13 protein-coding genes are annotated in these 12,067 nt (G+C 50.3%); 9 read left to right on the forward strand and 4 right to left on the reverse strand.

Annotated features, from left to right (window positions below; all coding sequences use genetic code 11):
* Positions 1 to 3 precede the first annotated feature (3 nt).
* Positions 4 to 408 carry a PaaI family thioesterase gene (locus ABJU74_RS12010; protein WP_348384454.1) on the reverse strand — a complete coding sequence of 135 codons (405 nt, stop codon included), beginning with the start codon at positions 406 to 408 and terminating at the stop codon, positions 4 to 6.
* 7 nt (positions 409 to 415) lie between these two features.
* Positions 416 to 1,996, reverse strand: a complete 1,581-nt coding sequence (locus ABJU74_RS12015) for an aromatic ring-hydroxylating dioxygenase subunit alpha (protein WP_348384455.1) — start codon at positions 1,994 to 1,996, stop codon at positions 416 to 418.
* Between the two features lie 220 nt (positions 1,997 to 2,216).
* On the opposite strand from ABJU74_RS12015, the gene ABJU74_RS12020 reads away from it, so the two are divergent.
* From ABJU74_RS12020 to ABJU74_RS12035, 4 genes are read left to right on the forward strand one after another with little or no spacing between them, the layout of a single operon-like run.
* Positions 2,217 to 2,846, forward strand: a complete 630-nt coding sequence (locus ABJU74_RS12020; RefSeq protein WP_348384456.1) for a glutathione S-transferase family protein — start codon at positions 2,217 to 2,219, stop codon at positions 2,844 to 2,846.
* Positions 2,843 to 3,391: a VOC family protein gene (locus ABJU74_RS12025; protein WP_348384457.1), complete on the forward strand. Its 549-nt coding sequence runs from the start codon at positions 2,843 to 2,845 to the stop codon at positions 3,389 to 3,391. Before ABJU74_RS12020 ends, ABJU74_RS12025 begins: the two co-directional genes overlap by 4 nt.
* Positions 3,392 to 4,195: a ThuA domain-containing protein gene (locus ABJU74_RS12030; RefSeq protein ID WP_348384458.1), complete on the forward strand. Its 804-nt coding sequence runs from the start codon at positions 3,392 to 3,394 to the stop codon at positions 4,193 to 4,195. It begins immediately after the preceding gene.
* A 49-nt stretch (positions 4,196 to 4,244) separates the two neighbouring features.
* The gene (locus ABJU74_RS12035) at positions 4,245 to 5,003 is read left to right on the forward strand and encodes an SDR family oxidoreductase (RefSeq protein WP_348384459.1); all 759 of its coding nucleotides are present in this window, start codon (positions 4,245 to 4,247) and stop codon (positions 5,001 to 5,003) included.
* Between the two features lie 21 nt (positions 5,004 to 5,024).
* Here the strand turns inward: ABJU74_RS12035 and ABJU74_RS12040 are convergent, their stop codons facing one another.
* Entirely contained in the window at positions 5,025 to 6,605 is a 1,581-nt protein-coding gene (locus ABJU74_RS12040) for a fatty acid--CoA ligase (protein WP_348384460.1), read from the reverse strand.
* Between the two features lie 191 nt (positions 6,606 to 6,796).
* Between ABJU74_RS12040 and ABJU74_RS12045 the strand changes: the two genes are divergently transcribed.
* From ABJU74_RS12045 to ABJU74_RS12055, 3 genes are all read left to right on the forward strand, one after another.
* A complete protein-coding gene (locus ABJU74_RS12045) occupies positions 6,797 to 7,561 on the forward strand; it encodes a TIM barrel protein (RefSeq protein WP_348384461.1) in 765 nt (254 codons plus the stop codon).
* Complete coding sequence (locus ABJU74_RS12050) at positions 7,558 to 8,049, forward strand: nuclear transport factor 2 family protein (RefSeq protein ID WP_348384462.1); 492 nt, start codon at positions 7,558 to 7,560, stop codon at positions 8,047 to 8,049. Before ABJU74_RS12045 ends, ABJU74_RS12050 begins: the two co-directional genes overlap by 4 nt.
* A 63-nt stretch (positions 8,050 to 8,112) precedes the next feature.
* Positions 8,113 to 8,919 (forward strand): hypothetical protein, encoded by an 807-nt coding sequence (locus ABJU74_RS12055; protein ID WP_348384463.1) that lies wholly within the window; start codon positions 8,113 to 8,115, stop codon positions 8,917 to 8,919.
* Here the strand turns inward: ABJU74_RS12055 and ABJU74_RS12060 are convergent, their stop codons facing one another.
* Positions 8,920 to 9,681 (reverse strand): hypothetical protein, encoded by a 762-nt coding sequence (locus ABJU74_RS12060; RefSeq protein ID WP_348384464.1) that lies wholly within the window; start codon positions 9,679 to 9,681, stop codon positions 8,920 to 8,922.
* Between the two features lie 69 nt (positions 9,682 to 9,750).
* Here ABJU74_RS12060 and ABJU74_RS12065 point away from each other — a divergent pair, with 69 nt between their 5' ends.
* Positions 9,751 to 11,160, forward strand: coding sequence for an FAD-dependent oxidoreductase (locus tag ABJU74_RS12065; RefSeq protein ID WP_348384465.1), 1,410 nt, complete (start codon positions 9,751 to 9,753; stop codon positions 11,158 to 11,160).
* 51 nt (positions 11,161 to 11,211) lie between these two features.
* On the forward strand, positions 11,212 to 12,063 hold the full coding sequence (locus ABJU74_RS12070) for an alpha/beta hydrolase (RefSeq protein ID WP_348384466.1): 852 nt from the start codon (positions 11,212 to 11,214) through the stop codon (positions 12,061 to 12,063).
* Positions 12,064 to 12,067 lie beyond the last annotated feature (4 nt).

Consider the following 12,067-nt stretch of genomic DNA (forward strand, 5'->3'; position numbering starts at 1 on the left):
CAGTCATTTCCGGAGCAAAGCAAAAACCCCGGTCATCGTCATGAGCAATCGGTCTGCTGCAACAATTTCACCATGGCAATAAGCGGTTCGCTTGCCTTTGCGATCAATATGCGCATGGGCCACTACCCATTCCCCCAATTTGGCACCGGCTAAAAAATTGGTGTTCAGATTAATCGTGGCGATCGGCAATCGGGGTTTTTCGCTGACAAAAAGTTGATAGCTCAGTGCGACGTCGGCTAACGTCGTCAACACACCGCCATGGGCCACATCGATCCCGTTGAGATGGGCTTCGGTAATCCGCATGCCCACCGCGATATGATCATCGTCCTCACGCGTGAAATACGGACCAGCAACATCCAGAAAGCCGGTCGAGAATTTTGCTGGCAGGAACCCGTCAGGTATCGACACCAAGCTGCTATTCTGCCGCTTGAAGCTTAGGGCTCTTAGGCGGTTCTTTACTGTTTAACCACAGATCGAGCGTCTCATGAAAATGACGAATTTTGCTTTCTTGATATTGAGCAAAAATCGACACACCATGCGGTTGATTTTTGACTCCTTTTTGCATCGCCTTGTGATTGAGATAATCCTGATTGAAAATCTTGTTCAAGTAGCTGCCAAATTCCGTTGCTTGGGTGTAATCATCGTGCAAATCAAGAAATGTGCACTTTGCCGGTTCCGGGCGCTCTGCCCCTTCCGGCAAGGCGACCATGAACATAACCTCATGCAGAGACTGTTCAGGGTTGTCACCATCGGGCCGAAAGCGATAGAAGATCGGGTTAAAATCAGCCCAAGGGCTCATGTTGGGGAACACGCTATAAAAAATCGCATCGGTTAGATCTGCATCGCTGATGTCATCTACCATATCACCCCATGCCGGACGCATTTCTTCGCGGCGTGCCTGCGCCGCTTCATCGCGCAACTGATGCGCAGAGACATCCGTATAAACCATCGGCGTATCTTCTTCGTCGGGCGCGATTTTCCCTCCAATCCAATTGCACATATGCGGATCAGCGGATTTCAGATCGCCTTCAATATAGTTGGCATCCATGTCGAATAGTCCCTTTTTGCCATTGGGCAATGAAACTTCAACTCGGTTCTCTTCCAAACGCCGGAATGTATGTTTGCTAATCGGATGAATGAAGCTCTGAAAGGCTTTTTGATCTGGGAATGCCGTCGGATCCGGCTTTTCTAGATCAGTATGCGGACTTGGGGCGCCGTGAGCAGACATGGCGCGCGATACATTATGCCAAACATCATATTTGCTATTCGCGTCAGCAAAGGCGGGCATGAGTTCTGGGTGCGTGCCGACGACATGGTAGGATTCCATAAACGCCTCTTGCGCAATTTTCCAATTACACGGCAATCGTTTGATCATATGAGCCGCTTTGTATCGGCGTTCGAACGGGATTTGAAAATGGCGGTCCAGATCGCCAAGAAAATCTTCCAGTGGTTCGCAATTGCGATCGGGATTGATAAAAATAAATCCACCCCATTCGCCAATGCTCACTTCTCGAAGACTATGAGTTTCTTCGCTGACCGATGGAAAATCCCATTGGCACGGCACTTCTTTTAGCTTCCCATTCAATTCCCAAGACCAACCATGGAACGGGCAACGCAATGCTTTTTGCCCTTTCTTATGATTGTCGCAAAGCGCGCGCCCCCGGTGCATACAGCTGTTGGGATAAGCTTTGATCTCATCTTCAGAGACGCGAACAATGATGAATGACAGTCCGGCAATATCATAGACAAACGTATCGCCAACTTCCTTAATTTCATCCTTGTGGCAGGCCATTTGCCAGACCCGCTTCCAGAGCATCTCCACTTCTTTATCATGCTCTTCTTTCGACCAGTAGCGGCTGACTTCAACTTCAGTCAGTCCCGGCTCCATCGGAGATTCTTCAAAATAAACCGCCGGCGCCCTCACTTTGTCGCCTTCGAGCAATTCCGTATACGCAATTCCGTTTGACCGATTGTGACCTGTCAATGTCTCGACCATTATCTTCTCCTGAAAACCAACACTATTTTGCCATAGACTACCGCAAGAGCGACCAAACTCCACTAGTGAATCTGGCAGCTTGAGCAAATCGCCAAGAGTTTTTGCTGGGGATTGGTTTGCGCCCAAAACCTAATGTTTTTGAGAGGACCGTTTGAACCGCTTACCTGTGTATCTTCTTCTGCAAGAGGCCGTTCCGAATCTGCCCAAAGGAGAGAAATCAGTGAAACTCTATTCCAGCCTTGGTCCCAATCCGCGACTTGCCCGCATGTTCCTGATGGAAAAAGGCATAGAAGTGGAACGAATCCATCTCGATATCATCACTGGCGAAAACCGCAGCGAAGAATATGCCGAAAAAAATGTCATGCAAACCACCCCAACTCTGGAACTGGATGATGGAACATTATTGAGTGAATCGACGGTCATTTGCGAATATCTGGAAGAGATAATGCCCAACCCAGTATTGATTGGCACGACCCCAGAAGAACGTGCTGAAACTCGGCGTTGGGCTCGGCGCATTGATCAGGACATCGCTGTTCCCATGACCATGGGCTTTCGCGGCGGCGGCGGGCGGCCCATGTTCGAACCCAGGATGAACGTGGTCAGCACCGAAGCTGCTGCAGAGCTTTCAGCCATGTCAGACAAGCATTGGATTTGGCTCGACGGCCAATTGGGTGACAAGGACTATATTTGCAATGGCCGTTTGACATTGGCCGATTTGGTCGCGTTCTGCTTCATCAAATTTGGTGGCACGGTCGGTTGGACACTGCCCGAAGGGGCCGACAATTTGGCGCGTTTCGCAGCGCAAATGGAAGAACGTCCTTCCGCTGAAATCTGGCGCGGTGCAGAATGACGAAAAGTCCAGCGACTCTGGCGCAGCTTGGCACGATCATGCAGATTAGCTATGTGCCCGACGATTATGGTGCAGCTTTGGCTTATTGGACCGAAACCATGGGCGCGGGACCGTTTTTCCATACGGAAAGCGTCCAAGTAGAAAATGTTAAATATCGCGGTGAACCATCTGATATCCAGTTTTCCATGGCCATTGGCTATTGGGGCGATGTCCAGATCGAACTAATTCGTCCGGATAATGACGCCCCATCTATGTTCCAAGATTGGCGCACAAAAGGGCTACAAGGCGTGCAACATCTTTGTGTCATCGTCGATGACTTGTCAGAGGCTCGGCAAATGACAGAGGATAAGGGTGGCGAAATCATCCAGGAAGTCAGCCTGCCTGGAGGTGTTGGAGGAGCATTTTATGCCGATTATGGCGGCGGCCCGGGCACAGTGGTAGAATATTTGCAAATCCCTCAGCCCGGTCTCGATGGTTTCGCAGCCATGCGCCAAGCCCATCTTGATTGGGATGGCGTCAGCAACCCTGTCATAGGAAAAGAATAGATGAGCAATACCCAAGATCAGCAATCACCATCAGAGCGCCGCCCGGATCAAAAACCCATAAAATGTGTTCTTGTGGCCGCAGGAAAATATCACGACATCGATTTCGCGCGTCTTGAAATATTGAAATTGCTGGCTGAAGATGATCGCATCCGAGTGCGTATCTTTGAAGACTATGAAAACCTCGAAGCCATTGTAAATGCTGATTTGTTGATCAGTTATACCTGTGATCTGTTGCCGAGTGAAGCAGCGCAAAAGAATATTCAACAATTCGTCAATTCCGGCGGTCAGTATTTTGCGTTACACGGCACCAATAGCGTATTGAAATTTCTAGAAGATGGCCGCGTTGATGCTCCAGATGATATGCCCACTTTTGTTGATACATTAGGCAGCCGGTTTTTGTCTCATCCCCCAATCATCCCGTTCACAGTTGACAATGCGCAACCCGATCATCCGCTGGTCAAAGATATTCCCAGCTTTGAAACCGTTGACGAGCAATATCTGGTCGAAACCCGAGCTGAAATTGATGTCTTGCTCGACACTGAATATAACGGAGAAGACGATATTAGCGGCTTTGTTCATAGCGATATTAAGAAAAGCCGCCACCCGGTTTTCTATATTCGCAAAATGGGTGAAGGCGCGGTGCTTTATCTGACCATGGGCCATTGTCGTGGCCACTATGACATGGACCCAGTGCTGGACTGGTGGCCCGAGGTTGATCGTTCAGGTTGGCAACAGCCGATAATCTATGACCTGCTCCGCCGCGGTATCAAATGGTGCTGTCAGCCCGCAATCGCCAAATTTTAGACGCAAGACCCCAATAATATCACACCCCAAATTACAAAAGGAGAGCAACATGGATTTAGGATTGAAGGGCAAAAAAGTCATTCTCACGGGCGGCAGTCGCGGATTAGGGCGTGCCGCGCTCGAGCATTTCGCCAGAGAAGGTGCTGATGTCGCGTTTTTCTCACGCAATGCAGACCAAGTGGCGGCAGCCAAAAGTGAGTTGGAAGCCCATGGCGGCAAAGTGTTTGCCGAAGCATTTGATATGACCGATGCCGATGGCTACCCGAAATGGCTCGAAAAAGCGGCCGGCGAGCTGGGCGGCTGTGATATTTTTATCCATAATGTCAGTTCTTCGGGTGCAGGCGCGACCGGCGATTGGGAAGTCACTTTCCAGACCGATATTATCGGCGCCGTCAAAGCGCTGGAAGTATTGGAACCTCATCTGGAAAAATCGGATGATGGTTCGATCATCTTCATGTCATCGACCGCCGCGTTCGAAACATTTGTTGCGCCGCAGGCATTTAACGCAATGAAAGCCGCATTGATTACTTATGGTAGTCAGTTGAGCCAAGCGCTCGGTCCCAAGGGCATTCGGGTGAATATGGTATCTCCTGGTCCTATCAAATTCCCTGGCGGCAACTGGTCGCAAATCGAAGCGGGTATGCCAGAATTTTATGAAATGACTAAGGCTGGCTTTGCTTTGGGAGATTTTGGTGAGGCGGATGATGTCGCACGCAGTGTTGTATTCCTTGCCAGTCCGGCGTCGAGCTATACCACTGGCGCCCATCTTGTCATTGACGGCGGCTTTACCAAGCGCGTCCAGTTCTAATTTCGTCGAATGCCGGGCGGTTTAGTTGACCGCCCGGTCTTTCCCTTCCCAATAGGGAGCGCGCAATTCGCGGCGCAGGATTTTGCCGGAAGGATTGCGCGGCAATTCCGGAATAAAGTCGACTGATTTTGGGCATTTGAATCCTGCGATATTGTTGCGAGCATGGACAATAACATCGCTTTCGGTCATCGCCGCCGACTCTTTCAGCACTACACAGGCCTTTACGGCTTCCCCCCATTTATCATCAGGTACCCCGATCACAGCGACATCTGCAATTGCCGGATGCCCATAAATCGCATTTTCCACTTCAGCAGGATAGATATTTTCCCCGCCTGAGATGATCATGTCTTTCACCCGGTCATGGATATAGAGATAGCCATCTTCATCAAAATAGCCGGCATCGCCAGTTCGGAGCCATCCATCTGCATCTATCGTCGCAGCCGTGGCTTCATCCATGTTCCAATAGCCCTTCATATTGAATGACGATCGCGTGGCAATTTCTCCGACTTCACGCGCAGCCAATGTCGCACCGGCTTCATCGATAATTTTCACCTCCACTCCTTGCAACGGTTTGCCCACAGACCGCATTTTATCATTGCCATTGGGATCATGGTCTTCCGGCGGCAGCGCTACAATTGTCCCTGATGTTTCGGTCATGCCGTACATTTGTATAAATTCGCATCCAAACATGTCGATGCTTTGTTTCATCATTTCCAATGGAATCGGAGATGCACCATAGGAAATATATTTGAGGTTGGAAAAGTCGACTTCACTGACACGCGGGTGATTCAAAAGGATCTGTATGGCCGCCGGCACCATGAATATCTTGCCGATACCATATTGCTCAATAAATTCGAGCGCTTGAGATGGATCATATTCCCGAACCACCACGGCATGCCCGCCGCTATACATATTGCCCAATCCTGATCCGGTTCCACCGATATGGAAACATGGCATGGCCAGCAACATTGTTTCGCCTGGCTGGGATCTTTGCCAGTCAGCCAAATCGTCATCGGTCAATTTCGACCGCGCACCAAAAATCGAATAGCCGGTCATGATGGCACCTTTGGGATGCCCTGTCGTTCCGGATGTATAGAGCTGCAATGCATCATCGTGAGGAGCGCAAGGCACCATTGGATCAATATTCGAAAATTCATCCCGCCACTGCGTATAGCTGGCAAAATCTTCACTGGCTTGCTCAGAACAATAGATGGATTCAACATGTTCAAATTCTGATCTTATCTGCTTCACCAGATCGATAAATTCCGGGCCGATAAACAAGGTTTTCGCTTGGCAATTATTGACAATATAGCGAACCTCGGGGCCGGCTAACCGCCAGTTAACGGGTGTCATTACCGCTCCGATTTTCGCGGCACCCAATAATATCTCGAAATAAAGATGCGAGTTTTTGCCCATATAAGCAACGCGGTCGCCTTTCCGAACACCCAGCGATGCCAGAGCATTGGCGGCTTTGTTGCTGTTGCGATTCAATTGCGCATAAGTCATTTCATCGCCCTCAAAGGTGAAGACGAGAGCGTCGCTTAAATCCTTTGCTTGTTGGCGTATAACGTCTGCGATCGTGACTATATCTTTGCTCAGCATATGTCTTTCCCGGTTAATCGCGACCACCATTGCGGTCGATTCTCTGGTTCTTTTAGTCGCAGCCCCAGTGCATACTGCCTAGCATATTGACTAGCGGCTGCGATCAAACTCTGCACCAAAATCATAGGTGCATTGCAGATGAGTTGTTTTAAACTAACCTCATGCGAAACGTCGCCCTCCATCAAATTACCATGACACAAGGGGGAGCCAAAGGGCTCGTTGTTTTCGCAGCGCGACAAGGCCTGACAAAAGTGTGCCTGTTTACGGCCTCACCCGTTTCCCAAACGGGAGAGAATCTTTTCCCAGTGGTAGTCCCAAAAGAGGAACAAGATTTTGCCGCGCTTCTCGATGACAATGGAATCTCAATTCTCAATGCTGAATATTTTCCGGTAATCCCGGACAAAGACGTCGCTGATTATGAACCGACCTTAGCGCTAGCCGCCAGATTGGGAGCGAAACGGGCAATCAGCCATATTCATGAGCGCGATCCAGCCCGAGCAGAAGATCAACTGGCCGCCTTATGCTCAATGGCAATGCAAATGGACTTGGAAATTGGGTTGGAATTTACAGGGTTTGCACCGGGCTGCAATAGTCTCGATACGGCCATCAAATTGCATCAAAAGGCAAACCAACCCAATCTGACAATCGCGATTGATGCCTTGCATCTTTTTCGGACTGGCGGAACCATGGCACAGATACAGACGCTGGACCCGGAGGTTGTCGGTTATGCCCAGCTATGTGACGGCCCGCATTTGCAGCAATCAACCAGCTATATTGAAGAGGCGATGAACCGGATGATCCCCGGGGAAGGACAATTCCCACTGGCCGCCCTGATTGATCAATTGGGTGAGCAAGTTGATTGGGATATTGAAGTTCCTCAATATAATTATACGCCCGATTTCGACCCGGAAAAATGGGCCATCAGAGCGATTAAGGCGAGTAAAAAATTGCTATGAAAACCGAAAAAAATACCCCAGAAAGTCTAGTCGATCGGGCGAAGATTACCGATCATATTCTCAAATATGCAACGGGCATCGACCAACGTGATTGGGATCTTTACCGATCCATATTTGCCGAAACAATCACACTGGATTTTTCCAGTTGGTCCGGAGAACCAGAGAGCGAAATGACAGCGGACAATTGGGTGGCCGGCGTGCGCGCAACCTTGGAGCCATTTGATGCAACACAACATGTGCTGACCAATTTTGTGATCGATTTGCAAGGCGACCGCGCCCAATGCACATGTTATATGGCGGCGCATCATTACCTGGTGATCGACGGTAACCGGCAGATGCATTCTATCGGCGGATTTTACATCCATGAATTGCAGCGCGCTAAAGCGGGTTGGTTGATCCATCAGACAATGTTGAACGTCACATGGGAAATGGGTGATCGCGTCCTCTTTGAATTGGCAGCTAAACGCGCGGCGGCGACTTTGATCTAAGTTTGTTGCTTCTCGAGCAATACATGGTAAGTTGTCCGGACAACATCAAAAGGTCCTTTAGCAATGTTCATTACCAGCTTGTCGATATTCGCAATGGCCGCCGACACCCAAAACATCGCAGCGCTCGACCATCAATTGCCCGGCATTTATACCAATGAAGAACATAGCTATTTTGAGAAAGATGCCGGTCGAACTCCGCCCGCTTGGATTGGTCTGAAGATCGAAAAACAGAAGGATCAACTCGTCATCACGCGAATCGATGATTTTGGAAAATCGATTGCTCGCCCATTGCAGGCCGCTGTTTCTGCACATAAAATTCGAGACAATTTAACCGTTGATGGCTGTTCGCGTAATTTTGATCGCGTCGAATCTGGCTGGGTCTATAGCGCCTTACAAAACAAGAAGGCCTGCAAACAGGACTATCAGATTATTGCGGTCAATGCGGCTGGCCTGAAATTACGTTTTAGCGATGGCACCGAAACCAGCTTAAAACGGTCCCGCCCTGTCCAATGCTGGGCGGCCGCCAAGAAAAACCAACCCAAAGCAGATGGCAGCCCTGATTGGCATTTTGCGCAAAAACTCGATCTGCATGACCAAGGCGGACGAGTGCTTGTGGGCGGCGGCGAAAGCGGGGCTGATCCCCTTGTTCTGCGGATGCGCTCCGTATACTGGCCCGCGCCCAGCACCAATCGGCCCAGCATGGTGCTCTATGTTCACCGACCCGATGCGCCGGATCGCGCGGTGAGTTATAGTTGGGCGGACATAAATGCCAGTCGAGTGGGATTGAATCTGCGTTGGATGCAAGCCAGTTGTACGATCAAAGGCGCCGAGCGCCCGTCTCAAGTCAACCCAAAGAATTTTCGGGGATAATTAAGGCGGAGGTGACCGGAAAATCGCTGGGGCAATGACCTGATTGACTGTTGTCTTTTCCCAGAACACTTCATTGGATTTCTTTCCATCATAGTAAAGCGTGACGTGGCGCGATTGAAGCCAGCGCGGTTTTTGAAGTCGAACAAAATCATCATAGACACGCAAATGCCATCCTTTCGGCGTGCGAAAGCCCATAGTCCGTATGGCGTAGGATTGCTGATCAATGCCAAACTGGGTTTTGCCGCCCGTTGGGTCAACCAACTCCACTTTATAAATCGCATGTCCTCCAATATCATCATCGGGCAATCGATTGGCGACAAAACCCGGTTGCTGCGCCTGTCGAATAATCCCAAAACCAAAATTGCTCGCCCAAAATTTATCAGCTTGCGCTTTTGGCGTTATACCTTTTTCGGTCCAGGTAGTTTCCCCATCATAGCCGACTTCAAAAATCAGTTTACCGTCATTTTTCGCAATGATTCTCACTTTACCATCCGCGCCATGCGCAATATTGCGATCCGGATCAAATTCTCTCCACATGCGATAATCACTGGCGATTGAGCGAGGTTTATATCCTGTCGGCCCATAAAAGACAGCCCGGCCCGATAGCATTAAGGTCTGCGCATTGGCCCAATCATCACCGCCCGCCGCCTCTCGAGCCAAAGCTAATATTTGTGGACCATCAAGATCACCGTCTGCCGCCCAAACGGGTCCCGACAACATAAAGGGCAGTATGAAAAGGGATAAATATCGATAGTTGGGCATAGCAAACAACCTCTTTGTCCGGACAAATTCACCTTGCCTTTTGGATCATGTTTCTGTCAACATATCGGCATGAAAGATCGGCTAACCCATATCACCAGGCGCACATTTGTCGGCGGCGCCAGTGCATCGCTTATCGCTTGTGCGGCTCCGCGTCGAACGTGGAGCAAGACCACTGCGGATGTTATAGTTATCGGCGCAGGTCTCGCCGGCCTCCACGCCGCCAGCCAGATAGAAAAAGCGGGCTATAAGGTAATCGTCTTGGAAGGAGCGGCGCGGATTGGCGGGCGGCTGCATAATTTGGACGACTTGCCCGGCCGACCTGATGCTGGTGGTATCCAAGTCGGAGCCAGTTACAAACGCTTTCATGCTATTGCCGATCGGCTCAATGTTGCGCGCTATAGCCCGCCCCAAACCGGCCGCGGGTCTTTATATCATATTGGCGGTAAATCCTTGTTGGCCGAGCAATGGCCGACCGCAGACCAGAACAAGCTTGCCACCGCTGAAAAAGAAACACCGCCAGATCGACTGTTTTTTTCCTATCTTAAAGACTTACCCAAATTGAAGAATATCGAAGATTGGATGCGCCCATCCCATCAGAAAATAGATATCGCGCTGCGTGAATATTTGCTGCAACGCGGCGCATCAGATGAGGCTTTGCGGCTGATCAATGCCAATCTCAACGGCAACGATATCGCGGAGCAATCGGCACTGCACATGGCACGAAGCCTAGCCATATTTCGGGCTGGCAGTGGTCCCACAACCTATGTGCGCGGAGGCTCGCAACGCATGACCGACGCGATGGCGAATGCGCTGCGTAGCGAGATTATCTTAAACAGCGCGGTTGCCGTTATTGAAGATGAAGGAGATGGCGTTGAACTCGGTTTGACGGATGGCCGGAAATTTGGAGCGCGGCACGTGATTTGTACGGCTCCGTTTGCGGTCATGCGTGCGATGAGGATAGAGGCCGACTTGCCGTCTAGCCTTCGGATGATGATCTCTCAGCTTCCTTACACCAAAGCCAGTTTTGCTTATTTGGAAGCGCGCTCTCTTTTTTGGAAAAAAGATGGCTTGCCACAAACCATCTGGTCCGATGACCCGTTATTGGGACGAATGTTTGTACTCGGCGAAGATCCGGCGATGGTTAAAGTCTGGCTCAATGGCAAAAGTGCAGAGCGTGTTGATCAAATGGATGAGCAAAGCGCTGGTGCCGAAATCGTTAAACGGATTGAACAAGCGAGACCGTCGGCACGAGGACAACTCAAGTTTCTACGCCTGTTCAGCTGGCAAAAAAATCCCTTTGCTCGCGGAATTTACCATCATATTGGCGCCGGACAAGGCGCGGCCCTAGCTGCCTCGACCCGGTATAAAGGTGCGCGCTTGCATTTTGCCGGAGAACATCTCGCGCAACAAAGTTCGGGAATGGAAGGCGCCTTGGAATCGGCTGAACGGTCCGCACTTTATGTGCTGAAAAAACTGTGATCCGAATTGACGAAACCCGGTTGATCCCGATCTACTAACAAGGACCGTTTGATGCGACGAAAGTGGAACCGACGGCAAGTTCTTGGAAGCGCGACAATGGCAGCTTGGGGGCTTTCCATATCCGGATGTTCCCATGTCAATGCGGGATCGCTTGCCTCCGCTAAAAGTGGACCCAAAACATTTTTGCTGGTTCATGGCGCCTGGCATGGCGGTTGGTGCTGGCGCGATGTACGTGCTCAGCTTGAAACGCAAGGCCACAAAGTGTGGACACCAACTTTGACTGGTTTGGCTGACCGCGCGCACTTATTATCGCCTGCCATCGGGCTGGATACTCATATTCAAGATATTACGACACTGATCGCTTTTCATAATCTGACCGACATTATCTTAGTGGGTCATAGCTATGGCGGAATGGTTGTCACTGGTGTCGCGGATCGTATGAAAGAGCGGGTTAGCGCGATTGTCTATTTGGATGCCGCCTTACCAAAAGATGGCGATACCATGATTACACAAGGTCCACCGCGCAGCCCCGAGATTATTCAACAAACCCAAAGCGCTTTAGCCAATTTGGCTCCTGATGGCATTGGCATGGCCGCCTTTGCTCCTGAGTTTCTGGGCATTCCCAAAGATCATCCGAGCTATTCATGGGTCGCTGCCAATCTTACACCGCATCCGCTCAAGACCTGGCTTGACCCTATAAAATTGCAATCCGGAGGATCGATCGGTTTGCCGCGAACTTATGTACATTGTACATCACCAGTTCTACCCAATAGCAGCTTTCCCTATCATGCTGCTAAAGCCGCATCGGATCCCAGCTGGACCTATCGTCCATTACGCACCGGCCATGATGCGATGATCACCGCGCCGGAAGCGGTCGCACGAATATTGATGGCTTCGAAATAGGGGC

It is taken from the genome of Parasphingorhabdus sp., assembly GCF_039982415.1.
GTDB lineage: Bacteria > Pseudomonadota > Alphaproteobacteria > Sphingomonadales > Sphingomonadaceae > Parasphingorhabdus.

Coding starts and splice junctions, on each gene's coding strand:
- ABJU74_RS12015 (WP_348384455.1), bottom strand. CDS start 1,996: ATGGTCGAGACATTGACAGGTCACAATCGGTCAAACGGAATTGCGTAT.
- ABJU74_RS12025 (WP_348384457.1), top strand. CDS start 2,843: ATGACGAAAAGTCCAGCGACTCTGGCGCAGCTTGGCACGATCATGCAG.
- ABJU74_RS12030 (WP_348384458.1), top strand. CDS start 3,392: ATGAGCAATACCCAAGATCAGCAATCACCATCAGAGCGCCGCCCGGAT.
- ABJU74_RS12035 (WP_348384459.1), top strand. CDS start 4,245: ATGGATTTAGGATTGAAGGGCAAAAAAGTCATTCTCACGGGCGGCAGT.
- ABJU74_RS12040 (WP_348384460.1), bottom strand. CDS start 6,605: ATGCTGAGCAAAGATATAGTCACGATCGCAGACGTTATACGCCAACAA.
- ABJU74_RS12045 (WP_348384461.1), top strand. CDS start 6,797: ATGACACAAGGGGGAGCCAAAGGGCTCGTTGTTTTCGCAGCGCGACAA.
- ABJU74_RS12050 (WP_348384462.1), top strand. CDS start 7,558: ATGAAAACCGAAAAAAATACCCCAGAAAGTCTAGTCGATCGGGCGAAG.
- ABJU74_RS12055 (WP_348384463.1), top strand. CDS start 8,113: ATGTTCATTACCAGCTTGTCGATATTCGCAATGGCCGCCGACACCCAA.
- ABJU74_RS12060 (WP_348384464.1), bottom strand. CDS start 9,681: ATGCCCAACTATCGATATTTATCCCTTTTCATACTGCCCTTTATGTTG.
- ABJU74_RS12065 (WP_348384465.1), top strand. CDS start 9,751: ATGAAAGATCGGCTAACCCATATCACCAGGCGCACATTTGTCGGCGGC.
- ABJU74_RS12070 (WP_348384466.1), top strand. CDS start 11,212: ATGCGACGAAAGTGGAACCGACGGCAAGTTCTTGGAAGCGCGACAATG.